We start from the raw sequence: 21,366 nt of genomic DNA on the forward strand, positions 1-21,366 counted from the left end.
GGTGTCGCCCCATGCCGATCGCTGCCAACAAGGCTGTCTCCATCGACTATACCCTGACCAACGACGCTGGTGAGGTCATCGACAGCTCCGCCGGCGGCGCGCCGCTGGTGTACCTGCAAGGCGCAGGTAACATCATTCCAGGCCTGGAAAAGGCCCTGGAAGGCAAGGACGTCGGTGAAGAACTGACCGTTGCCATCGAACCTGAAGAAGCCTACGGCGAGTACTCGGCCGAACTGGTCAGCACCCTGAGCCGCAGCATGTTCGAAGGCGTCGACGAACTGGAAGTGGGCATGCAGTTCCACGCTTCCGCGCCGGACGGCCAAATGCAAATCGTGACCATCCGTGACCTGGACGGCGACGACGTTACCGTTGACGGTAACCACCCACTGGCTGGTCAGCGCCTGAACTTCCAGGTCAAGATCGTTGCCATTCGTGACGCCAGCGAAGAAGAAATCGCCCACGGTCACGTGCACGGCGAAGGTGGTCACCACCACTAATCCGCGCGCTCAAGCCCGGATAGCCCGAAAGGCGTCCGTTCGGGCCTGATGAAATCTCGCAAGAGTGCTCATCGGGCTTGGACGGGCGCCTTTTTTGTCTGCTAGTGTTTCGCTCAGCGCCTTTGCGCCACAGGGATATGGAATAGGGGAGTTTGTCATGAGTATTTTCCACGACCTTAAACTGCAGGCGCTCGATGGCCAGGAATTGCCCCTGGCGCCCTTCAAGGGCAAGGTGGTGCTGGTGGTCAACGTGGCGTCAAAATGTGGCCTTACGCCGCAATACGCCGCCCTGGAGAACCTGTATCAGACCTTCAAGGACAAGGGTTTCAGCGTGCTGGGTTTGCCGTGCAACCAGTTTGCCGGGCAGGAACCGGGCAGCGAGCAGGAAATCCAGCAGTTCTGCAGCCTCAACTACGGGGTCACCTTCCCCCTCAGCGCCAAGCTTGAAGTGAACGGCCACGGCCGTCACCGCCTCTACCAGCTGCTGGCCGGCGAGGGTGCCGAGTTCCCCGGCGACATCACCTGGAACTTCGAGAAGTTCCTGGTGGGCAAGGACGGCCGCGTGCTGGCGCGCTTCTCGCCGCGTACCGCGCCGGACGACCCCAGCGTGGTGCACGCCATCGAAAAAGCCCTGGGCTGAGGCCTGTGTGGCCGGGCCCCTGCGCCCGGCTAGCGGCGCTTATCACTGTAATCAATAGTGCTGTCGGCCACGCTGGCGGCGTTTTATGCTGCGGGTCTTTGAGCCTTCTTTCAGAGGATCTGCGCATGTCGGTCAACGCTCTGTTCAAGCCATTTCAGTTGGGTGCCCTGCAGCTGCCGAGCCGCGTGGTGATGGCGCCCATGACCCGCTCGTTCTCGCCTGGTGGCGTGCCCACCGCCAAGGTCGTCGAGTATTACCGCCGCCGCGCTGCCGCCGGGGTCGGCCTGATCGTCACCGAAGGCACTACCGTGGGCCACAAGGCTGCCAACGGCTACCCGCATGTGCCGCGTTTCTACGGCATCGACGCCCTGGCCGGCTGGAAGAAAGTGGTGGACGCGGTGCACGCCGAGGGCGGCAAGATCGTCCCGCAGCTGTGGCACGTGGGCAATGTGCGCCGCCTGGGCACCGAGCCTGACGCCGCTGTGCCGGGCTACGGCCCGCAGGGCAAGGTCAAGGACGGCAAGGTGCTGATCCACGGCATGACCCACCAGGACATCGCCGAGGTGATCGCCGCGTTCGCGCAGGCGGCCGCCGACGCCAAGGCCATCGGCATGGACGGCGTGGAAATCCACGGTGCCCACGGCTACCTGGTCGACCAGTTCTTCTGGGAAGGCACCAACCAGCGTGATGACGAATACGGCGGCAGCCTGGCCAAGCGTTCGCGCTTCGCCATCGAGCTGATCCAGGCCGTGCGCGCCGCCGTGGGCCCTGGCTTCCCGATCATCTTCCGGTTCTCGCAGTGGAAGCAGCAGGACTACAGCGCACGCCTGGTGCAGACTGCGGAACAACTGGGGGAATTCCTGCAGCCACTGGCCGAGGCCGGCGTGGACATTTTTCATTGCTCGACGCGGCGCTTCTGGGAGCCGGAGTTCGACGGCTCCAACCTCAACCTGGCCGGCTGGACCCGCCAGCTCACCGGCAAGCCGACCATCACCGTGGGCAGCGTGGGCCTGGATGGCGAGTTCCTGCAGTTCATGGTCGACACCGACAAGGTGGCGCAGCCGGCCAGCCTGGAAAACCTGCTGCAGCGCCTGAACGCCGAGGAATTTGACCTGGTAGCGGTGGGCCGTGCCTTGCTGGTGGACCCGGACTGGGCCGCCAAGGTGCGCGACGGCCGCGAGCAGGACATTCTGCCCTTCAGCCGGGAAGCGTTGACGAGCCTGGTTTGATGGCGAAACCGCCTACACGTTGCGCGGCGGCCTGACAGGCGCCGCGCAACTGGGTTTCGAACTGGTCGATGATCGCCCCCCAGCCCTGGCGGCTGGCGTGCTGGCGTGCATTCAGGCGGATGCGCCGCAGGGTTTCGCTGTCCTCCAGCAACCAGCCGGCGGCATCAATGAACGCTTCCTCGTCACCGGGCATGGCCAAGGCACCATTGTGGCCATGGCGAATGTGCTGGCCGGCGGCGGCCTCGTCGTAGGCCACCACCCCCAAACCCGAGGCCAGGGCTTCGAGCACCACGTTGCCGAAGGTCTCGCTGAGGCTGGGGAACAGGAACACGTCGCCGCTGGCGTAATGCGCGGCCAATTCTTCGCCGCGCTGGGCGCCGCAGAAAATAGCCTCGGGTATTTCCTGCTCCAGCTGCGGCCGTTGCGGCCCGTCACCCACCACCACCAGCCGCAGGCGCTGCAACGGATAATTCAGTTGCAGGGTTTGCAGGCTGCGCTTCAGCAGGCCGAGGTTTTTCTCGGGCGCCAAGCGGCCCACGTGTATCAGGGCGATATCGTCTGCGGCCAGGCCCCAACTGTCGCGCAGGGCCTGGCTGCGCCGCGCCGGGTTGAACAGCTGGCTGTCAACGCCGCGTGACAGCAGGGCCAGGCGCTCGAAACCGCGCCGCTCCAGGGTGTGGCGCTGGGTGGCGCTGGGTACCAGGGTCAGTTGGGTGCGGTTGTGGAACCAGCGCAGGTAGCTGGTGAGCACGCGGGTCAGCAGGCCCAGGCCGTAATCGCGGGTGTATTGCTGGAAATTGGTATGAAAACCGCTCACCACGGCGATTTTCAGGCGCCGCGCCGCGCGCAGGGCATTCAGCCCCAGCGGGCCTTCGGTGGCGATGTACAGCACGTCCGGGCGCACCCGGCGCCAGCGGCGCAGCAGTTTGTGCATCGACGCCTGGCCCCACTGCAAACCGGGGTAGCCAGGCAGCGGCCAGCCCCTGCAGAGCATCAGTTCGTCGTCTGCCCCTTTCCGTTCGTCGACAGATTGCCGGGGCCGCACGATCTCCACCTGGTGGCCACGCGCGCGCAAACCGTCGCTCAGGCGGCCAAGGGTGTTGGCCACACCGTTGATTTCGGATGGAAAGGTTTCGGTAACCAGGGTGATGCGCAGCGATGGTGTGGTCATGGAACCAGTGTCGGATCAGTGGATTGCGGAGGTATGTCATCGCCGTGACGAATTCATGACGCCTACGTCTGGCCATAAATCGCCTAGTGTTTAGGAACAACCTGCGCGCAACCGGGTGATCGCCATGACCGATAACCTTTACGCGCCGCCTCAGGCGGATCTGCGTATGCCAGCGGTCAGGGAGCCCGCGTTCTACACCGTCTCGGATGGCAAGTTCTTCACACTGTTTTTCGCAAGCCTGGGGCTGTACCTGGTGTATTGGTCATGGAAGAACTGGCGCCGCTACCAGCGTGCCACTGGGGCCAAGGTCTCGCCGCTGGCCCGCGGCTTGTTGCCGCTGTTTTTCACCCACGCCTTGCTGTTCCGCGCCGAAGACCTGCTGCAGGCGCGCGGCATGCATGCCATCGAGCCGCCAGAGGTCTGGGCCAATCGCTTCGTCGCCGCCACGGTGCTGGGGCTGATGTTCAATGGCCTGGCGCGGGCGGGCATTGGCTACCCGCTCACCGACCTGGCCAGCCTGGCCGCGCTGGTGGTGCAGGGGCTGGCGGTGTGCAAGGGGCAGCAACTGTTGAACTTTGCCGCGGATGACCCGTTGGGCGAGGCCAATTCGCGGCTGCACTGGATGGATTATGTGTGCATGGTGCCGGGAATATTGCTGTGGGTGTTTATCCTGCTGGCGTATTGGGCCGATACGCCGTAATGGTTTTTTGTGGGAGCTGGCTTGCCAGCGAGCTGTGCGGGCCGCAAAAGCTCGCTGGCAAGCCCGCTCCCACATTACGGCTCAACCGCGCTCACGCACCCAGAACAGGGTGGCACCGGCCACGGCAGCCGGCATCATCAGCAGGTTCACCACCGGTATCAGCAACACCAGGTAGACAATGCTGCCAAACCCCAGGCTTTGCCAGCGCTTCTGGCGCAGCCAGGCCAGCATGTCCGGCCAGCTAATCTTGTGGTTGTCTGCCGGGTAGTCGATGTACTGGATAGCCATCATCCACACGCCGAACAATAGCCACAGCGGCGCAGCCACCACGTTCACCACCGGGATCAGCGACAGCACGAACAACGCCAGGGTGCGCGGCAGGAAGTAGCCCAGCTTGCGCAGTTCGCGGTTGAGCGTGCGCGGCACCTCGCGGGTCAGCTCGCCCCATTTGAACGGCGGGAAGTCATCCTGGCCGCGCACTACCACCTCCACCTTCTCCGCCAGGAAGCTGTTGAACGGCGCGGCGACGATGTTGGCGACCATGGTGAAGCAGAAGAACACCATCAGCACCACCAGCGCCACGAACAGCGGCCAGAGGATATAGCTGAGGAAGCTCAGCCATGAGGGCAGGGTGGGCATCAGGTGGTCGACCCATTGAGCAAATTCATGGCCGGCGAAGTAGATAAGCCCGGCGAACAGCACCAGGTTGATGGCCAGCGGCAGCAGGACGAATAGTCGCAGGCCAGGGCTGAGGACCAGTTTCAGGCCTTCGCGCAGGTATTGCGGGCCGGACAGGACAGGCGCGTGCATGGTGTGCTCCGAGTTGAAAACGGGCCGACATTACCGGCTTTGCGCCCTGCGGGAAAGTGAAGCAATGTGCTGTAACAAAGCCTTCGGGCGGCAGTTGCCCTCGAATAGAGAGGGCCTATGAGGTGGATTGTGAAACGATATTTCCTTACCCTTGGCCCCCTCGCTACAGTGCGCACATCAAATTTCTAACCCCTTTCCTTCATTTTTCGCTTTCAAGGAGTTCACATGAGCATTCTCGTCAACAAGCAGGCCCCCGATTTCGACGCCCCGGCCGTACTGGGCGACGGCTCGATCGTCGACAGCTTCAAACTGTCGTCGCTGCATGGCAAGTACATCGTGCTGTTCTTCTGGCCCCTGGACTTCACCTTCGTGTGCCCATCGGAAATCATCGCCCACAACAACCGCATCGCCAAATTCCGCGAGCTGGGCGTTGAAGTGGTTGGCGTTTCCATCGACTCGCAGTTCACCCACTACGCCTGGCGCAGCACCCCGGTGGAGAAGGGCGGCATCGGCGAAGTCGAATTCACCATGGTGGCCGACGTCAAGCACGAGATCACCCGTGCCTACGGCATCGAGCACGAAGACGGCGTGGCCCTGCGTGCCTCGTTCCTGATCGACCAGAAAGGCGTGGTGCAGCACCAGGTGGTGAACAACCTGCCACTGGGCCGCGAAGTAGACGAAATGGTGCGCCTGGTAGAAGCCCTGCAATTCACCGAGCAACATGGCGAAGTGTGCCCAGCCGGCTGGCGCCCGGGCCAGAAAGGCATGAAGGCCGACGCCAAGGGCGTGGCCGACTACCTGGCCGAGAACGCCACCAGCCTGTAAGCGGTTTCCAGGACGGGTGAGCAATAGCCTTCCCCAAGGTTTCAGCCGTCCTTTTTTAATTCCAGCCGGTTCGCCGGCCTCGGGGCCCTGGCGCTACAATGTCGGGGTCCATAGGAGTCAGCCATGTCTGAAGCACGTCATTCCCGAGTGATCATCCTCGGTTCCGGCCCTGCCGGTTACAGCGCTGCCGTCTACGCAGCCCGCGCCAACCTCAAGCCGCTGCTGATCACCGGCATGCAGGCCGGCGGTCAACTGACCACCACCACCGAAGTCGACAACTGGCCGGGCGACGTCCACGGCCTGACCGGCCCGGCGTTGATGGAGCGCATGCGCGAACACGCCGAGCGTTTCGAGACCGAGATCATCTTCGACCATATCGAAGGCGTGGACCTGGCCAAGCGTCCGTTCACCCTGACCGGCCAAGGCACCAGCTACACCTGCGACGCGCTGATCATCGCCACCGGCGCCAGCGCCCGCTACCTGGGCCTGCCTTCGGAAGAAACCTTCATGGGCAAGGGCGTTTCGGCCTGTGCCACCTGCGACGGTTTCTTCTACCGCAACAAGCCGGTAGCCGTGGTGGGCGGTGGCAACACTGCCGTGGAAGAAGCGCTGTACCTGGCCAACATCGCCAGCAAGGTCACCCTGGTGCACCGCCGCGAGACCTTCCGCGCCGAGAAGATCCTGATCGACAAGCTGCACGCCCGCGTGGCCGAAGGCAAGATCGAGCTCAAGCTCAACGCCACCCTGGACGAAGTGCTGGGTGACAACATGGGCGTGACCGGTGCGCGCCTGAAGAACAACGACGGCAGCTTCGACGAGCTGAAAGTGGACGGCGTGTTCATCGCCATCGGCCACACCCCGAACACCTCGCTGTTCGAAGGCCAGCTGGCCTTGAAGGACGGCTACATGGTGGTCAGCGGCGGCCGTGAAGGCAACGCTACCGCCACCAGCGTCGAGGGTGTGTTCGCCGCCGGCGACGTGGCCGACCACGTGTACCGCCAGGCCATCACCTCGGCCGGCGCCGGCTGCATGGCTGCGCTGGACGTGGAGCGCTACCTGGACGGCCTGCAGAACGCTTCGTTCTAATCAAGCCAGGGGCGGGGCGGGCTTGATGTGGGAGCTGGCTTGCCAGCGAGTTTTTGGGCATTGAAAAGCTCGCTGGCAAGCCAGCTCCCACAATTGCAAATTGCCTTGCCTGCAGCCAGGCACAAAAAAACCGGCCATCTAGGCCGGTTTTTTTGTGGGCGGTTATCAGCCCTTGCGCGCCAGCGGCTGGGCGGCGAACTTCACCCCGGCCAGGCCGTGGGCGATCAGGTTGCGAATGTTGCCGTGGTCGCTGCCTTCAGGCGTGGCCACAACCGAACGGTAGTGCTCGCCGAACGCCAGCAGGGCTTCCTGGTCGCTCAGGCCCTCCAGCACGGCCAGGCCCAGGGTCTTGCACGAGCCTTCGTTCTGGCCGGCGGCGTTTTCCAGTTCACCGTTGGTGAAGGCTTGTGGCTGGTAATCGTAATGCGCGGCGACAAACGCCAGGGTGTCGGCAAAAACGTGTTCGCCGGTGGCGAGGCTGGCGCGCAGGGTATTCAAGTCAGTCATGCTGTTTTCCTTTGGCGAACGCCGCTTGCTGGTCGGCGCTGGCTTCTTGCTGATAAAGATTCTTCCACTCGTTGTACGGCATGCCGTACACCACTTCACGGGCGTCATCGAGGCTTACCTCGATGTGGCGCTCGTCGGCCTCGGCCTTGTACCACTTGGACAGGCAGTTGCGGCAGAAACCGGCCAGGTTCATCAGGTCGATGTTCTGCACGTCGGTGCGCTTGCCCAGGTGCGCCACCAGGCGGCGGAAGGCCGCGGCTTCAAGTTCCAGGCGTTGTTGATCGTTCATGGTGCGGTTTCCGTTCAGCGGCGTGCCGCGAGGGTGATCGACACCGACTCGGCAAAGCGCAGGGCATGGGGTTTGTCGACTTCGACTTCAGCGTACAGCACGGCCTCGTTGGCCATCACCAGGTCCAGCAGTTCCTGGGTAAGGCGCTCCAGCAGGGCAAAGCGGTTGCCCTCCACGTGCTGGATCACCGCCTTGGTGATGGTGCGGTAGTTCAGCGCGTGGTCGATGTCGTTGTCACGCACCGCTTCCTGGGCCGCATACAGGATGGTCAGGTTGATCAGCACATCCTGCTTGTTGAGGATCTCGTCCTCGTTGATTCCGATGAAGGTGCGCAGGCACAGGTCCTTGACCCGGATGCGCGCCATTCCTGGCTCCAGTTGTGGCATTACTTGCTCCGTCCAATCAATTGCAGGAATTCCTGGCGGGTGGTGCTCGAATCGCGGAACGCGCCGAGCATCACCGAGGTGTTCATCACCGAATTCTGTTTCTCCACCCCGCGCATCATCATGCACATGTGCTTGGCCTCGATTACCACCGCCACGCCGGCGGCGCCGGTCACGTCACGCACCGCCTCGGCGATCTGGCGGGTGAGGTTTTCCTGGATCTGCAGGCGGCGGGCGAACATGTCGACGATGCGCGCGATCTTCGACAGCCCCAGCACCTTGCCGGTGGGGATGTAGGCCACGTGGGCCTTGCCGATGAAGGGCAGCAGGTGGTGTTCGCACAACGAGTACAGCTCGATGTCCTGGACGATCACCATCTCGTCGTTGTCGGAGGCGAACAGGGCGCCGTTGACGATCTCTTCCAAGGTCTGACCGTAGCCATGACACAGGTACTGCATGGCCTTGGCGGCGCGCTTGGGGGTATCGAGCAGGCCTTCGCGCTCCGGGTCTTCACCCAGCTCCTTGAGGATCTCGCGATAGTGTTGCGGCAGGCTGGGGTTCATGGAGGCTACTTCCTCGCGCAGGGCGCTTATTTTACGTGCCGGCCGCCGTTGACGGTCAAGGTAGTGCCGGTGACATAGGGGTTGTCGAGCAGGTAGCGCAGGCTCTGGTACACCACCTGCGGGCCGGGCTCGATGCCCATGGCCGACTTGGCCAGGGCTTTGGCGCGGTACGCCGCGTCGTCGTCGTGGTTGAACATCAGCAGCGCCGGGGCGATGCCGTTGACCTTGATGCGCGGTGCGTACTTGGCGGCGAACGACAGGGTCAGGCTGTCCAGCCCGGCCTTGCTGGCGCAGTAGGCGATGTGCTTGCTGCTGCCCTTGCGGGTGACGTCGTCGCTGATGTGCACGATGTCGGCCACAGGGCTTGCGTGCAGCAGGTCGGCGCAGTGCAGGTTGATCAGGTAGGGGGCGAGCATGTGCACGCTGACCATCTGCGCGAAGGCCTGGGCTTCCTCGCCCGGGGTTTCCGCCTGCCAGGCCGATGCATTATGAACGATGGCACGCAGGGCGCCGGTGTGTTTCTTCAGCAAGGCGATGAACGCGAGGATGCCCGCTTCGCTGGAAAAGTCCCCGAACAACGTCACCGCGCCACGCTCGCGCAGGCGCGCCACGCTGTCGCGCTCGCTGCGGTAGCTGACGATCACAGGCTGGCCTTCGTCCAGCAGGCGCTCGGCGCAATGCAGGCCGACGCGCTGGCTGGCGCCGGTGATCAGGATAGGGGCAGGGCGGGGCATGCATGGGCTCGCGGCAGGTGTCTACCGGGAACTTATACCAGTGGAGTGGCAATGTACAACCGCCCGCGGCATCCAGGGATACCGCGGCGCTCGGGGGCGTTGCAGCAGCGGCCGTCAGGCCGCGTCCCTGGCAACCCGCGCACTCAGGGCGCGCTGGGGCACTGCATGCAACCAGTTGTGCAGCAACCGCGTGGACAGCGGAATGAAGAAGTACACCATGATAGGTGTCAGGGCCAGAGTACTGACCATGATGCGCGGCACCAGGCTCAGTTCGCCCAGCAACGGCCCCAGGACGAAGTTGAACAGCAGCGACACCGGGAAGAACGCCAGCCAGATCGCCACCGCCTGCTTCCAGCGCGGCGGCCGCACATGGCCGGTATCGCCGAACCAGCCGTCAATGCCGCTCACCCGGTGCTCGTGAGGCTGCGCGAACAGGCCGCTGCCACGCACCAGCCAGGCGCTGCGCGAGGCGGAGTGCTCCCAGGCGTGCAGGGTGGTTTCGTCGGCGAAGCGGAAGATGATCTGGAATTCGTCGTCGTCGGGGGGCGGCGCCAGCACGCCGGAGCCCAGGTAGCCGGGGAAGTCGGTGGCCAGTTGTTCGCCTTCGCGCAGCCACGCGATCAGGTCATGGTAGCGGCCATTGGCGACGCGGCGCGCAACCATCAGGGTGACGGGGGTAGACATTGTGTATCTCCGTTCATTACGGGCCTCCCGGGTAGGGCGCGCCTCTCGATGCAGGGCCGGGGTGGTGGCCTGCATGCAAATTCAAGCAAGGATTATTCCTGAACCGCAAAAATGCGCCAGTGCTGTTTTGTTGACGCCAGATATCCGGGCAATTGGGTAGTTCGTGCCAACCAAGGTACAATGCCCGCCGACCCCACGGCCCTTGGCGCACGTACCGATGTCAGATTTCGTTCCAGTCTCTTCTGCCGCCGGCGACCTTTCGCGCCAGGAGCTGTTTCCCATCCGCGAGGTGGCACGCCTGACCGGCATCAACCCGGTCACCCTGCGTGCCTGGGAGCGCCGTTATGGGCTTATTCAGCCCACGCGCACCGAAAGCGGGCACCGCCTCTATTCCCAGGCTGACATCGATGAGGTGCGCAGCATCCTGGGTTGGATCGAGCGTGGCGTGGCGGTGAGCAAAGTCGGCAAGATCCTCGCACGCAGCAACGCGCACAAGGCGCAGCCCGAACCCGTGGAACGGCCGCTGGCCAGCAGCGAGTGGGGCGAGTGGCAGGCGCAGGTGCGCCGCGCCGTGCACGCCTTCGATGAGCAGCGCCTGGACCAGGTGTACGGCCAGGTATTCTCCAGCTACCCCATGGTCGTGGTGTTCCAGGATGTGCTGATGCCGGTGTGGCAGGAGTTGCTGCTGCGCCAGGACGCCTTCGGGCAGACCAGCGAATGGCTGATGCTGGACAGCTTCCTGCGCGCCCGCACCCTGCAGCGTTTGCAGATGCTGCGCCACCAGAACCAGGAAAGCACGGTGCTGCTGGCGGCCATTCCGGGCCAGTGCCATGAGCTGGAGTTGCTGGTGGCGGCGCTATTGCTGGCCAGCAGTGAGGTGGCGGTGCAGGTGCTGGCGCCGGGGCAGCCGCTGGAAGAGCTGAGCCTTGTGTGCGACAAGCTGGCGCCGCAGGCCATGGTGCTGTTCTCCAACCACCCGCCTGCTGCCGACACGCCCAAGCGCCTGCGCAAGCTGGGGCTGACGCTGGATTGCCCGCTGATGCTGGCAGGCGAGGCCAGTGACCTGGTGCAGGATGCGTTGGTGAATACCGAAGTGGCCTGCCTGGGCAGCGACGGCCGCCTGATGCAGCGCCGCCTTCAACAGTACCTGGCGGGGCACCTGGACACCTGAGGCTGGCTCAGGCGTGCAGTTGCGGGTGGGTGCGGCGGTGTTGGGCGAGGATGTACTGGCGCAGGCGTTCGGTTTCCTGCGGGTTGTCCGGGTTCAGGCGGTAGGCGTAATGGCCCTGTTCGGTCTTGCGCCGCAGGGTGCCGCGCAGGGGCATGGGCTCATGGCCTTCGGGGTTGAACCACAGTGAGAAACGGCGTGGCGGCTTGCGGCCGTTGCGCATTTCCAGCAGCACGCCCTCGAACGAAATTTCCAGCACCTGGTAATCGGTGATGCGGCCCTTGTCGTCTTCCAGCACCACGGGGCGGTTCAGCGCCATGCGCCACGGCCGTACATTAGGGCCGTCCTCGTAGATGCTCGGCGCGCCCAGCTTGAGGTGGACTGCGTGGAACTCGTCTTCCACCAGTTGCAGCGGGAAGCTCATCTGCTGGTTTTCGAACTGGGCCTGGATGGTCACCTGTTCGTTGGCCACCAGGCGCGCCAGCAGGTCACGGATCTGCGTGCCGCCATTTACCAGCAGGCTCGCCGTGGTGTCACGCACGTTGAGCTGCGGGTTGTGCTGCATGGTCCGAATGAAATCCAGCTCATCCTGGGTAAGGAGGGCGTCAACTGGCATGATCGAGCTCGAAGGCGAAATAAGGCGGTTGTTCGGTCAGTAGACAGCAACCTTGGGCATTAGTTAGTGCCGTTGGTCGTTTTCCAGGGCAATGATTCGCGCCCGTGCTTCATCCAGCTCGCGTTGCAGTTGCGCCACGCGCTCCTGGGCTTCCACCTGTTCGGTGACATCTTTCTGGATGCCGATGAAATAGGTGAGCTTGTCGCTTTCGTTGTACACCGGGGTAATCGACAGCTCGTTCCAGAATGCCGAGCCGTCCTTGCGGTAGTTGCGCAGGCGCTGGCGGCACGGCTGGCCGTTGTCGATGGCCTGGCGGATCAAAGTCAGCACCGCTTCGTCGCGGTCGCCGTTCTGCAGGAAACGGCAGTCACGGTAGAGAATTTCATTGGAGCTGTAGCCGGTCAATCGTTCAAAGGCAGGATTGACGTAGATGAGGATGTTGTCCTCACCTTCCTGTTCCGCCACGACGATACCGTCGTTGGACGCATCCATCATCCGTTGCAACAGCTTGGCATTGATCATCTTTGCGGCATTCCACGACAGTTCAGGGTTCATTCTAGAGGAAGCAAGGCCAGGGCACACCCATCATCTGGCAGATGGCCACACTGCGTCCCAGGCCCGCTGCCTGTTACTATCGCGCTTTTGACCCTGCCCAGGACCCTAGCAATGAAAGTCGCCATCCTGTCCGGCTCCGTGTACGGCACTGCTGAAGAAGTGGCCCGTCACGCGAAGTCCCTGCTCGAAAACGCCGGTTTCGAAGCTTTCTACAACCCCCGCGCCAGCCTTGAAGAGCTGCTGGGCGCAGCCCCCCAGGCATTGCTGGCCGTGACCTCGACCACCGGCATGGGCGAGCTGCCCGATAACCTGCAGCCGCTGTATTCGCAATTGCGCGACCAGTTGCCGGCTGCCTTGCGCGGCCTGCCCGGCGCGGTCATAGGCCTGGGCGACGCCAGCTATGGGGATACTTTCTGTGGCGGCGGCGAGCAGCTTCGCGAGCTGTTTGCAGAGTTGGGGGTGAAGGAAGTACAGGCCATGCTGCGCCTGGATGCCAGCGAATCGGTGACCCCGGAAACCGACGCCGAGCCTTGGCTGGCCGAGTTGATCAAGCACCTGCAGGCGGCTTGAGCGGTAGCTGAAACGCTTCTGTCAGGCGGTTCCTGGATCCATTATCTGTTTGATTTTGCTGGTGACTCACAAGGCCAATAAGCTGGCTGCCAACGCAATTACCCCTGGCCGGAGAGCTGGTTAAACTCCTGCCAGGAGAGCACAGAGAAGTGCCGAGGTAATGACCGTGACCACAGTTCATGTTCCGTCGACTTCGCTTGCCCACGACCGGGCACACCGCAAGCCGTCATCACCTTCGCCGGCAGGCCAGGAGCTACCGCAACAGGTACGCCCGGCCACGCCGTTGGCCGAGATCCCGTTGACGGTGTGGCGCACCCGCGGGCAGACCTTCGAGTTCCGCGGCCACGCCATTCGCTATTGGGTGGCGGGGCGCGGCGAGCCGTTGTTGCTGTTGCATGGTTTTCCGACCGCCAGTTGGGATTGGCACTACCTGTGGCAACCGCTGGCCCGGCGCTACCGGCTGATCGCCTGCGACATGCTTGGCTTCGGCGATTCCAGCAAGCCGCTGGACCATGACTACAGCCTGATCGAACAGGCCGATTTGCAGCAGGCCCTGCTCGCGCACCTGAATATCCAGCAACCGGTGCACCTGCTTGCCCATGACTATGGCGACAGCGTCGCCCAGGAATTGTTGGCGCGGCACCAGCATGGGTTGGCGCGCATTGCCAGTTGCGTATTCCTCAACGGCGGGCTGTTTCCCGAGGCCCACCGCGCCATCCTGATCCAGAAACTGTTGATCAGCCCGCTGGGTTGGCTGGTCAGCCGCAGCTTCAACCGCGAGACCCTGGTCAACAACGTGCGGCAAATCTACGGCCCCCACACCCGCCCCAGCGAAAGCGCCATGGACGATTGGTGGAGCCTGATCCGCGCCAACCAGGGCACCCGCGTGCTGCACCGGCTGGCCGGCTACCTGGTGGAGCGGCGCCTGCGGCGTGACCGCTGGGTGACGGCCATGCAGCACGCCGGGGTGCCCCTGCGCTTCATCAACGGCAGTGTCGACCCGGTATGCGGCAAGCACATGGTCACCCGCTACCGCGAGCTTATCCACCGCGCCGACACAGTTTCCCTCGCCGGCATCGGCCATTACCCGCACACCGAGGCACCGGTACAGGTGCTCAAGCATTACCTGGCCTTCCGTGACCAGTTGCAGGCACTGGCAGCCGCCAGCGCCAGGCAGCGCCTGTACTCCTGAAGCGTGGGCAGGGATCATCCCCCTGCCTTATCGTGGCGTATTCAGGCAGGGCCGTCTTCATTGTGACTGGAACGTTCGTACACGACACTGCCGCCATGCCCTATTTGTGCTGCCAGGAGTTGTGCCATGAGCGATGCGGTCCGTTTCGAAGATAAAGTGGTGATTGTCACTGGCGCCGGCGGCGGCCTGGGGCGTGCCCACGCCTTGCTGTTCGCCCAGCATGGCGCGCGGGTAGTGGTCAACGACCTGGGCGGCTCCGCCCACGGCGAAGGCGCCAATGCGTCGGCCGCCGACCGGGTGGTGGCGCAGATCCGCGAGGCCGGCGGCACCGCCATCGCCAGCCACGAGTCGGTGACCGACGGCGACAAGATCGTCCAGCAGGCGCTGGACAGCTTCGGCCGGGTGGATGTGCTGGTGAACAACGCCGGCATCCTGCGCGACAAAAGCTTTCACAAGATGGACGACAGCGACTGGGAGCAGGTGTACCAGGTGCACGTGCAGGGCGCCTACAAGCTGACCCATGCCGCCTGGCCGCACTTGCGCGAGCAGAACTTTGGCCGGGTGATTTTCACCTCGTCCACCTCGGGCATCTACGGCAACTTCGGCCAGGCCAACTACGCCATGGCCAAGCTGGGCCTGTACGGCCTGACCCGCACCCTGGCGCTGGAAGGCCGCCGCCACAACATCCTGGTCAACGCCATAGCGCCCACCGGCGGCACGCGCATGACCGAGGGGCTGATGCCGCCCGACGTCTTCGCTTTGCTCAAGCCTGAACTGGTGAGCCCGCTGGTGGTTTACCTGGGCAGTGAACAGTGCCAGGACACTGGCGGTTTATATGAAGTGGGCGGTGGCTGGGTGGGCAAAGTGCGCTGGGAGCGCAGCCTGGGCGTGGGCTTTGACCCGCACCGGGGTATGGCCGTGGAAGATATTGCAAAAGAGTGGGCGAATATCGGCAACTTCGACAATGCCGTGCACCCCGCGGATAACATTGAAGCATTGGGGGAAATGATGGCCCATCTCAAGCAGTATTAAAACTTTCGTACCCGATTACTGTAGCCGCTGCCGCCAGGCTGCGCAGGCCCTGATATTCACTGGAGATTTTCGCTGTGGCACAGGGCCAGCGCAGCCTGCGGCAGCGGCTACAGGGCTGGCAGTAAAACGCGGAAATAAAAAAGGCCGCTGTAACACAGCGGCCAAATAAGACGTTAGATCAAGGAGCTTCAAATCAACGTCGGTGAACAAGGTGTCGCCAAAGCCAGGCAGGCCGGGGATCAGCATCGGACAATACACAATGAAGATTAATTCATCATTAACCCGTGGGGTGCGGGTTAGTTCCCTTGGCGACTGAAGAAATAGTAAGCGTTAGTTGTGGATTGAAAAATAGCAGTTTGCGACAATGACTATTACCGCCACTGTAATAGTCCTGCCATGTCGCCAAATCGCACGCCGTTCAAAGCGCTTTTCCTTGCAGCCAGTGTCGCCGCCGCAGTGTGCGGCAGGGCGCAGGCGTTGCCATTCAATGTGGGTGACGTGGAAGGCCAGATCGACACCAACCTTAGCTTCACCAGCGACTGGGGGCTGCGCAACGCCGACCACGGCCTGGTGGGGACGAGCAACGGCGGCCGTGGCCACTCAAGCCTGGGCGATGACGGCCGGCTGAACTTCAGCCGTGGCCAGGCCTTCTCCACCCGTTTGCAGGTAGAGCATGCCCTGACCCTGCAGTACGGCGACAGCGGCGTGTACGTGCGCGGCCGCTACTGGTATGACTTTGCCCAGCAGGACGGCAGCCAGGACTTCAAGTCCATCAGCGACCGTGGCCGCGACGAGGGCGCCCGCGCCGCTGGCGGCCAGTGGCTGGATGCCTACGTCTACCATCACTACAGCGTCGGCGACCAGCCGGGTACCGTGCGCGTGGGGCGGCAGATCGTCAACTGGGGCGAGAGCGAGTTCATCGGCAACTCCATCAATAGTATCAACCCGGTGGACTTGGCCACGTTGCATCAGCCTGGCGAAACCGTCAGTGACAGCCTGTTGCCCACCAACCTGTTGTATGTCTCCCAGAGCCTCACTGACGCCCTGACCCTGGACGCCTTCTACCAGCTGCAGTGGGATGCCTCCCAGGCGGAGAACTGCGGCACCTACTTCGCCGACGACATCACCGCCCGCGGCTGCAGCCGTGGTTTCACCGTGGCCTCTTCGTTGCCGGCGCAGCAAGGCCAGGGCTATGAAGTGACCAGCGAAGGCGTGGTGGTGCCACGCGGCCACGACCAGCGCGCCCGCGACGGCGGCCAGTGGGGCACGGCGCTGCACTGGCAGGTGGGCGCCGTGGACTACGGTTTCTACTTCATGAACTACCACAGCCGCCAGGCCTTCATCGAAACCCGCAACGGCACCGGCGCAATACCGGCGGGCCTGGGCACGCTGACCAACAGCCAGGCAGCCGATGCCGCGCTGCTCAGCGGCAGTTACAACCTGCAGTACCCGCAGGACATCCAGCTGTACGGCGCCAGCTTCTCGACGTTGCTGGCCGGGGGCACCAAATGGCGCGGCGAGCTCAGCTACCGGCCCGACGCGCCCGTGCAGCGCAACCTCGCCGACCTGACCCAGGCACTTTACGGGCCGGCCGGCCAGGTCAACAGCGGCTACGAGCGCAAGGCCATCACCCAGCTGCAAAGCAGCCTCAGCCAGGACTTCGACGAGGTACTGGGCGCCCAGCGGTTGTCGCTGGTGGGCGAGGCGGGGTGGGTGCACGTGGACAATGTGTCCAGCGGTGACCGCCTGGGGCGTGACGCGGTATATGGTACGGCGGGCAACCATGGGTTCGTGACCAGCAATGCCTGGGGTTACCGGGCGCGCGCTGAGCTTCGTTACCCTGATGTCTTTGCGGGGGTTAGCTTGAAACCGAGCGTGTCATGGTCCCATGACGTGCAGGGTTATGGTCCTAACGGCCTGTTCAGCGAAGGCGCGAAAGCCGTAACGCTTGGGCTTTCCGGAGATTATCAGGCAACTTATACCGCCAGTATCAATCTCACGGAGTTTTTCGCCGGCGATTACAATACTTTGAAAGACCGTGATTATATTTCCGTTGCAGTCGGTATGAACTTTTAATTGGCGGGGAGAGCATCTCGCTGTTGTACCGGTTCCATGATTGTTCCTGCGCCGACCGATTTCCATAATAGGTTCCCCCGAGGCATGGGGGTTACCATCAATGGAATGAGGAAACGACATGACCCTGTTCAAAGGTACACTTTCGTCTAACGCTGCCCCGGCTCCTGAGTTGCTGGCGCTTACCCGGCACCAGATAAATATGAAAGCGGCCCTGCGCACGCCGAAGCCTGTCTGGTCCGCTGCAGAGTCGGTTGAAAGAGCACTCGGAAGGCTTGCTGAACATTGGCAGGAGGATGCCTTGGGCGGCGATGAGACGGCCATGTGCAATCAGTTGGCCGCCCAGAGCGCTGAGTTGTACAAGGCCGACTTGATGGTCAGCAAATATCTGCGACGTATTTCCGCAGCTTCTTACCAATCCCTGGAATTGCTATTGGGAAATGCCTCTGCAGGGCAGGCTCATAGGCTATCAGCAGGCGGGCGACTGCTTCACGGCTGTTATGTATTAGGACGGGGGGAGCCTGCGCCCAGTGAGTTGCCCCCCTTTCAGTCGGAATACTTCGTGTGGCTGTGGACGCCCGCCAACGGCATAGAGCAGTTCCGGACGTTGGGCGAGTTCAAGGCGTCCTTGGGGCAGCGGCTCAAGGATCCGGAGGTATTGGCGCTTTACTTGCCTGATCCCATGGTCGCCAGGGGCAACAATTCGCCAGGAGAATTGACACTTCAGGTCGTGAATAAACCGCTGATTGAGGATTACGTGGCTGCACTTCTGCAACTGCAGCGTAACTCCCTCAAGGCATTCCAGGCCGCTGGGCAAACTCGGGAGTTTGAGAAGGTTTGGCATCTGGCGGCCTACGGTGCTGGGCTGGACGCCCAACTGCTGGCAGCGCTCAGGCACTACCGTGCCGCCTCACGACCTGACTGGTTGCGTAACGCCTCGGTAGCAGAGCAGCAGGTTTACTGCGAGCGTGAAACCGAGGCGATGAACCAGCAACAGGCGTTCGACGCTATCGTCGAGGGCACCTCGACCCTGCAGGTTTACGCTCGACGCAAAGTAGGCAGCATTTTAAGCGCGCAGCTCAAGCTCGATGCCGACCCTGATGTGATGATCCTCAACACTGCCTTCCGCCTCGCCCGTAGGGGCAAAGTAACCACAGTGCGTCGCAAGCTCAGCCTGACCGATTACGCCTTGCAGGAGTTGGGCGAAGCCGACCTGAAGGTTTCCACCGACGAAGCGCTTCAGGCTCAGGGCCTTAGTCCAGAGTTCCTCTACAAGATGCATGGCCGGCTGGACCTGCGTGTTCGCTATCAGGGGGCGCTGGAAAGGGAATACGCCCGGCCAGCCACGTTGAAGGCGTTGGGGCAGGTGTTGCAGGCACGGTTGGCGCTTGCCTTGTTGGCGGCAAGGTATAGAGAGCGCCGTCACGTCCAGTTCGAATCGCTGGAGCAGGCATGCCTTGCTCCCGACGCTGCATTGCCTGGGCATGTGCAAATAGGCCGGGTCCAGGTGACCCGACGCAAGTTGCCGCTCTTGCATTTGCTGGTGTTCGGGGTGGGTGAAGGCGATGCACGCAAGTGGGTGGTATATGCGCCCGGGGCGCCCTCGGGAAATGATTTCTCGGTATTCGATTCGCAGGAACAGTGGCTCCGCGAGCTCGACCGTTGGCTGCTGGTGGTGGGCGGCCGTGAGTTCCTGATTCGCCAGGCGCCTTCGACCTATCGCGGGGCGATACGCGCGGCACTCAGGCCGGTGATTGCTGGTGCCGTTAACACCGTGGAACAAATTGACGTCCAGTGGTACGAGGCCACTACCTTTAACGAGGCGCTGGAGCAATACGCGAAGCAGAAAGCGGCGATGCATGTGGATGAGTACGCCGACATAACCCCTGCCTGGTACCGTGAAGCGCAGCCAGATGCGCGCCGCAGGTTGGCGGTCATTGACCGCAACCTCCAGATCCTGCGCGGCCGTTTCGACAAGGACACCCAGCTGACGCCCTTCATGCAGTTCGCCCGGGAAGATGTTCAGGCGAAGCTGGATGCCCTGCGTGGCACGCCGCGTCATGATTGTGATCAGGTAATAATTCACTACGAGCCGCATGGCGATGTCAGCCTGATGCAGGCTGCACTTCGGGACCTGCGCTTTGATACGCCATTCGTGCTCGGCAAACTTTCCTCGTCCGTCGGCAAGTCGGTGGACGGGCTGGCCTACGCCGCAGTCCTGGACATTGCTGAAAACGCGAACCTGGCGAATCGATACATGGCAATGATCAAGACGCGTTTTCTGGACCCTGGCAAGGATGGCTATGACGCTCGCCTGGAATTATTCTTCGATATTTCGCGGCACGAAATGGAGCGGGCGGTGATCACCCAGCACATGCAATGGATGCTGGACGGAACCGATGCCAAGGTGTTGAGCACCATGGTGGCCGCGCTGCATGACCTGGAGCCGCCAATCGTGGGCGGGGACCGCACATACGAAAAAACCGGGGTTTACCGCCTGGGCCTGGATGGGCGCTGTGTTCAGGGTGTTTATATTTTCCGGCACCTCGACGAGGGCGGCGTACAGCGGGACTACTTGTACACGCCCCATTCACCGGACGGTGTGTGGTTCAGGCCGCTGAAAGATTTCCGCCTATCGCTGAAGGACGGGCGATTGCAGGACTACTACTACGCTCGGGTCCGGCACAGTGACAAGCCTAGAATTGGCTCGTTGCTCCAGCGTTGGAAAGATTCCTCCTACCCTGAACACCTGATTACTCCCGCTGCTGCCCCTTATGACCGGGTAAGCAACTTCCGGGCAGAGTTCATTGTGGAAATGGCAGGGCTTTCCAATGATGTCGACGAAGGGACCACCACGGCTGCGGAGCGAGCCTCGCAGGCTTTCGAAAGCCTTGCGCTGAAGATTCTCAACCTGGCGCTCTCGCCTTTCCCGCCAGCGGCGATGGCCCTGTCTGTGCTTATCACGGCCCGCAGTGTGTTCAATGGTGTGAAGGCGTACCAGGACGGCGACCGCGCAGCCGCGTTCTGGCACCTTGTGGATGTTGCCCAAAGCCTGGCCGCCATTTCAGGCTTGCGCGGTTACCTCAAGCAAAGCCTTGTTCAGGTCATGGCAAAGGAATTGGTCAATACCGTAGCGATCAACATAATTGATGAGATAGAGACGCAGCTGCTGGGCGAGTTGACGAACTTCGTCAAGTCCCAGGTCAGCGAGCGAATCGAGTAACAACCTACCGCGGCTGGTAGCCCATTCGCCAGCTTATCTGGCGGCTGGCTGCCAGCAGGCGATGCGCAGCGGCACCGTGTTCATCGGCATGGAACATGGAGCTTGGGCCGACGATAGTCATTACTGCCGAAACCTTTCCCAGGGCGTCGAACACCGGGGCAGAAAGCGCGTCGACACCGGGTAGCAGCAAACCATGGATATGGTGCAGGCCACGTTCGCGAATAGCCGCGAATGTGGCCTGCACCTGCGGCAGGTTCAGGCCATCGGTGCCATGGCACTCTTCATTGATCAACTCCAGCGTCTCGCGTTCTGGCAAATAGGCACCGAACACCAGCCCCGTGGACGAACTGAGCAGCGGCAGCACCGACCCCACCTGCGTCACCACCGTCACCGCGCGCACCGCCGGCTCCACCTGCACCACCGTGGCGCCACGGTTGCCCCACACTGCCAGGAAGCAGGTTTCGTTCAACTCATCGCGCAGGTCGGACAACGGCAACGCCGCCAGCTTCAGCACGTCCATGCTGCCCAGTGCTGCCAGCCCCACCCGCAAGGCCTCGCGGCCCAGGCCGTAATGGTTGGTGGCCGGGTTCTGTTCGGCGAAGCCACTGGCGATCAGCGCCTGCAGGTAGCGATGCACCTTGCTGGCGGGCATTTGCACGTGTTCGGCCAGGCGCGACAGCGAGGTGGAAGGCGAAAGCTCGGCCAGCGCCTTGAGAATGTCGGTGCCGACTTCGGCCGAACGGACTTTCTGCTTGTTGTTGCTCTCGGCAGGTGGGGTGGGTGTAGGCATGGTGAGGGCGGTCCGTGGGCAAGTGGGCG

Annotated in this window: 23 protein-coding genes; 12 read left to right on the forward strand and 11 right to left on the reverse strand. The window is 62.7% G+C overall.

The window, feature by feature from the left end; all coding sequences use genetic code 11:
• The first annotated feature begins 11 nt into the window (after nt 1-11).
• The 3 genes from AC0SZ7_RS22215 (at nt 12) to AC0SZ7_RS22225 (ending at nt 2,366) form a co-directional block, all read left to right on the forward strand.
• Nucleotides 12-497, forward strand: coding sequence for an FKBP-type peptidyl-prolyl cis-trans isomerase (locus AC0SZ7_RS22215; RefSeq protein ID WP_455921884.1), 486 nt, complete (start codon nt 12-14; stop codon nt 495-497).
• A gap of 157 nt (nt 498-654) precedes the next feature.
• Nucleotides 655-1,137, forward strand: coding sequence for a glutathione peroxidase (locus AC0SZ7_RS22220; protein ID WP_475506382.1), 483 nt, complete (start codon nt 655-657; stop codon nt 1,135-1,137).
• A gap of 125 nt (nt 1,138-1,262) precedes the next feature.
• A complete protein-coding gene (locus tag AC0SZ7_RS22225) occupies nt 1,263-2,366 on the forward strand; it encodes an NADH:flavin oxidoreductase (RefSeq protein WP_475506383.1) in 1,104 nt (367 codons plus the stop codon).
• Here the strand turns inward: AC0SZ7_RS22225 and AC0SZ7_RS22230 are convergent.
• Complete coding sequence (locus AC0SZ7_RS22230; RefSeq protein WP_475506384.1) at nt 2,335-3,537, reverse strand: glycosyltransferase family 4 protein; 1,203 nt, start codon at nt 3,535-3,537, stop codon at nt 2,335-2,337. The genes AC0SZ7_RS22225 and AC0SZ7_RS22230 overlap by 32 nt on opposite strands.
• Nucleotides 3,538-3,661: 124 nt before the next feature.
• Here AC0SZ7_RS22230 and AC0SZ7_RS22235 point away from each other — a divergent pair, with 124 nt between their 5' ends.
• Nucleotides 3,662-4,237, forward strand: a complete 576-nt coding sequence (locus AC0SZ7_RS22235) for a hypothetical protein (protein WP_475506385.1) — start codon at nt 3,662-3,664, stop codon at nt 4,235-4,237.
• Nucleotides 4,238-4,318: 81 nt separating this feature from the next.
• Here the strand turns inward: AC0SZ7_RS22235 and cysZ are convergent, their stop codons facing one another.
• The gene (gene cysZ, locus AC0SZ7_RS22240; RefSeq protein WP_475506386.1) at nt 4,319-5,047 is read right to left on the reverse strand and encodes a sulfate transporter CysZ; all 729 of its coding nucleotides are present in this window, start codon (nt 5,045-5,047) and stop codon (nt 4,319-4,321) included.
• Nucleotides 5,048-5,272: 225 nt separating this feature from the next.
• Between cysZ and AC0SZ7_RS22245 the strand changes: the two genes are divergently transcribed.
• Both AC0SZ7_RS22245 and trxB read left to right on the forward strand, forming a co-directional pair.
• Nucleotides 5,273-5,872, forward strand: coding sequence for a peroxiredoxin (locus tag AC0SZ7_RS22245; RefSeq protein WP_475506387.1), 600 nt, complete (start codon nt 5,273-5,275; stop codon nt 5,870-5,872).
• Between the two features lie 123 nt (nt 5,873-5,995).
• A complete protein-coding gene (gene trxB, locus AC0SZ7_RS22250; RefSeq protein ID WP_416422560.1) occupies nt 5,996-6,958 on the forward strand; it encodes a thioredoxin-disulfide reductase in 963 nt (320 codons plus the stop codon).
• 165 nt (nt 6,959-7,123) lie between these two features.
• Here the strand turns inward: trxB and AC0SZ7_RS22255 are convergent, their stop codons facing one another.
• From AC0SZ7_RS22255 to AC0SZ7_RS22280, 6 genes are all read right to left on the reverse strand, one after another.
• The gene (locus AC0SZ7_RS22255) at nt 7,124-7,465 is read right to left on the reverse strand and encodes a HopJ type III effector protein (RefSeq protein ID WP_475506388.1); all 342 of its coding nucleotides are present in this window, start codon (nt 7,463-7,465) and stop codon (nt 7,124-7,126) included.
• A complete protein-coding gene (locus AC0SZ7_RS22260; RefSeq protein ID WP_475506389.1) occupies nt 7,458-7,754 on the reverse strand; it encodes a DUF1244 domain-containing protein in 297 nt (98 codons plus the stop codon). The genes AC0SZ7_RS22255 and AC0SZ7_RS22260 overlap by 8 nt, the downstream gene beginning before the upstream one ends.
• 14 nt (nt 7,755-7,768) lie before the next feature.
• Entirely contained in the window at nt 7,769-8,140 is a 372-nt protein-coding gene (gene folX, locus AC0SZ7_RS22265) for a dihydroneopterin triphosphate 2'-epimerase (protein WP_008371174.1), read from the reverse strand.
• The gene (gene folE, locus AC0SZ7_RS22270; RefSeq protein ID WP_475506390.1) at nt 8,140-8,700 is read right to left on the reverse strand and encodes a GTP cyclohydrolase I FolE; all 561 of its coding nucleotides are present in this window, start codon (nt 8,698-8,700) and stop codon (nt 8,140-8,142) included. The genes folX and folE overlap by 1 nt, the downstream gene beginning before the upstream one ends.
• A 26-nt stretch (nt 8,701-8,726) precedes the next feature.
• Nucleotides 8,727-9,434, reverse strand: coding sequence for a dihydromonapterin reductase (gene folM, locus AC0SZ7_RS22275; protein WP_475506391.1), 708 nt, complete (start codon nt 9,432-9,434; stop codon nt 8,727-8,729).
• Nucleotides 9,435-9,548: 114 nt separating this feature from the next.
• Complete coding sequence (locus AC0SZ7_RS22280; protein ID WP_475506392.1) at nt 9,549-10,118, reverse strand: antibiotic biosynthesis monooxygenase; 570 nt, start codon at nt 10,116-10,118, stop codon at nt 9,549-9,551.
• A 217-nt stretch (nt 10,119-10,335) separates the two neighbouring features.
• Between AC0SZ7_RS22280 and AC0SZ7_RS22285 the strand changes: the two genes are divergently transcribed.
• The gene (locus AC0SZ7_RS22285; RefSeq protein ID WP_475506393.1) at nt 10,336-11,289 is read left to right on the forward strand and encodes a MerR family transcriptional regulator; all 954 of its coding nucleotides are present in this window, start codon (nt 10,336-10,338) and stop codon (nt 11,287-11,289) included.
• 7 nt (nt 11,290-11,296) lie between these two features.
• Here AC0SZ7_RS22285 and AC0SZ7_RS22290 read toward each other — a convergent pair whose 3' ends face one another.
• Together AC0SZ7_RS22290 and AC0SZ7_RS22295 are read right to left on the reverse strand one after the other, a co-directional pair.
• Nucleotides 11,297-11,902 carry a PilZ domain-containing protein gene (locus AC0SZ7_RS22290; RefSeq protein WP_475506394.1) on the reverse strand — a complete coding sequence of 202 codons (606 nt, stop codon included), beginning with the start codon at nt 11,900-11,902 and terminating at the stop codon, nt 11,297-11,299.
• A gap of 63 nt (nt 11,903-11,965) precedes the next feature.
• On the reverse strand, nt 11,966-12,424 hold the full coding sequence (locus tag AC0SZ7_RS22295) for a PAS domain-containing protein (protein ID WP_475506395.1): 459 nt from the start codon (nt 12,422-12,424) through the stop codon (nt 11,966-11,968).
• Nucleotides 12,425-12,568: 144 nt separating this feature from the next.
• On the opposite strand from AC0SZ7_RS22295, the gene AC0SZ7_RS22300 reads away from it, so the two are divergent.
• From AC0SZ7_RS22300 to AC0SZ7_RS22320, 5 genes are all read left to right on the forward strand, one after another.
• Nucleotides 12,569-13,027: a flavodoxin gene (locus AC0SZ7_RS22300; RefSeq protein ID WP_475506396.1), complete on the forward strand. Its 459-nt coding sequence runs from the start codon at nt 12,569-12,571 to the stop codon at nt 13,025-13,027.
• Between the two features lie 283 nt (nt 13,028-13,310).
• Nucleotides 13,311-14,219, forward strand: a complete 909-nt coding sequence (locus tag AC0SZ7_RS22305; protein ID WP_475506522.1) for an alpha/beta fold hydrolase — start codon at nt 13,311-13,313, stop codon at nt 14,217-14,219.
• A gap of 126 nt (nt 14,220-14,345) precedes the next feature.
• The gene (locus AC0SZ7_RS22310; RefSeq protein WP_475506397.1) at nt 14,346-15,251 is read left to right on the forward strand and encodes an SDR family oxidoreductase; all 906 of its coding nucleotides are present in this window, start codon (nt 14,346-14,348) and stop codon (nt 15,249-15,251) included.
• Between the two features lie 396 nt (nt 15,252-15,647).
• The gene (locus AC0SZ7_RS22315; RefSeq protein ID WP_475506398.1) at nt 15,648-17,327 is read left to right on the forward strand and encodes a DUF1302 domain-containing protein; all 1,680 of its coding nucleotides are present in this window, start codon (nt 15,648-15,650) and stop codon (nt 17,325-17,327) included.
• A 118-nt stretch (nt 17,328-17,445) separates the two neighbouring features.
• Nucleotides 17,446-20,547 carry a hypothetical protein gene (locus AC0SZ7_RS22320; RefSeq protein WP_475506399.1) on the forward strand — a complete coding sequence of 1,034 codons (3,102 nt, stop codon included), beginning with the start codon at nt 17,446-17,448 and terminating at the stop codon, nt 20,545-20,547.
• A gap of 4 nt (nt 20,548-20,551) precedes the next feature.
• On the opposite strand, the gene AC0SZ7_RS22325 is transcribed toward AC0SZ7_RS22320, so the two are convergent.
• On the reverse strand, nt 20,552-21,337 hold the full coding sequence (locus AC0SZ7_RS22325; RefSeq protein ID WP_475506400.1) for an IclR family transcriptional regulator: 786 nt from the start codon (nt 21,335-21,337) through the stop codon (nt 20,552-20,554).
• Nucleotides 21,338-21,366: the final 29 nt, after the last annotated feature.

The organism is Pseudomonas sp. JC1203 (assembly GCF_056175065.1).

Bases quoted from the DNA above. Each gene is read 5' to 3' on its own strand.
- AC0SZ7_RS22215 (WP_455921884.1), top strand. From the start codon at position 12: ATGCCGATCGCTGCCAACAAGGCTGTCTCCATCGACTATACCCTGACC.
- AC0SZ7_RS22220 (WP_475506382.1), top strand. From the start codon at position 655: ATGAGTATTTTCCACGACCTTAAACTGCAGGCGCTCGATGGCCAGGAA.
- AC0SZ7_RS22225 (WP_475506383.1), top strand. From the start codon at position 1,263: ATGTCGGTCAACGCTCTGTTCAAGCCATTTCAGTTGGGTGCCCTGCAG.
- AC0SZ7_RS22230 (WP_475506384.1), bottom strand. From the start codon at position 3,537: ATGACCACACCATCGCTGCGCATCACCCTGGTTACCGAAACCTTTCCA.
- AC0SZ7_RS22235 (WP_475506385.1), top strand. From the start codon at position 3,662: ATGACCGATAACCTTTACGCGCCGCCTCAGGCGGATCTGCGTATGCCA.
- cysZ (WP_475506386.1), bottom strand. From the start codon at position 5,047: ATGCACGCGCCTGTCCTGTCCGGCCCGCAATACCTGCGCGAAGGCCTG.
- AC0SZ7_RS22245 (WP_475506387.1), top strand. From the start codon at position 5,273: ATGAGCATTCTCGTCAACAAGCAGGCCCCCGATTTCGACGCCCCGGCC.
- trxB (WP_416422560.1), top strand. From the start codon at position 5,996: ATGTCTGAAGCACGTCATTCCCGAGTGATCATCCTCGGTTCCGGCCCT.
- AC0SZ7_RS22255 (WP_475506388.1), bottom strand. From the start codon at position 7,465: ATGACTGACTTGAATACCCTGCGCGCCAGCCTCGCCACCGGCGAACAC.
- AC0SZ7_RS22260 (WP_475506389.1), bottom strand. From the start codon at position 7,754: ATGAACGATCAACAACGCCTGGAACTTGAAGCCGCGGCCTTCCGCCGC.
- folX (WP_008371174.1), bottom strand. From the start codon at position 8,140: ATGCCACAACTGGAGCCAGGAATGGCGCGCATCCGGGTCAAGGACCTG.
- folE (WP_475506390.1), bottom strand. From the start codon at position 8,700: ATGAACCCCAGCCTGCCGCAACACTATCGCGAGATCCTCAAGGAGCTG.
- folM (WP_475506391.1), bottom strand. From the start codon at position 9,434: ATGCCCCGCCCTGCCCCTATCCTGATCACCGGCGCCAGCCAGCGCGTC.
- AC0SZ7_RS22280 (WP_475506392.1), bottom strand. From the start codon at position 10,118: ATGTCTACCCCCGTCACCCTGATGGTTGCGCGCCGCGTCGCCAATGGC.
- AC0SZ7_RS22285 (WP_475506393.1), top strand. From the start codon at position 10,336: ATGTCAGATTTCGTTCCAGTCTCTTCTGCCGCCGGCGACCTTTCGCGC.
- AC0SZ7_RS22290 (WP_475506394.1), bottom strand. From the start codon at position 11,902: ATGCCAGTTGACGCCCTCCTTACCCAGGATGAGCTGGATTTCATTCGG.
- AC0SZ7_RS22295 (WP_475506395.1), bottom strand. From the start codon at position 12,424: ATGATCAATGCCAAGCTGTTGCAACGGATGATGGATGCGTCCAACGAC.
- AC0SZ7_RS22300 (WP_475506396.1), top strand. From the start codon at position 12,569: ATGAAAGTCGCCATCCTGTCCGGCTCCGTGTACGGCACTGCTGAAGAA.
- AC0SZ7_RS22310 (WP_475506397.1), top strand. From the start codon at position 14,346: ATGAGCGATGCGGTCCGTTTCGAAGATAAAGTGGTGATTGTCACTGGC.
- AC0SZ7_RS22315 (WP_475506398.1), top strand. From the start codon at position 15,648: ATGTCGCCAAATCGCACGCCGTTCAAAGCGCTTTTCCTTGCAGCCAGT.
- AC0SZ7_RS22320 (WP_475506399.1), top strand. From the start codon at position 17,446: ATGACCCTGTTCAAAGGTACACTTTCGTCTAACGCTGCCCCGGCTCCT.
- AC0SZ7_RS22325 (WP_475506400.1), bottom strand. From the start codon at position 21,337: ATGCCTACACCCACCCCACCTGCCGAGAGCAACAACAAGCAGAAAGTC.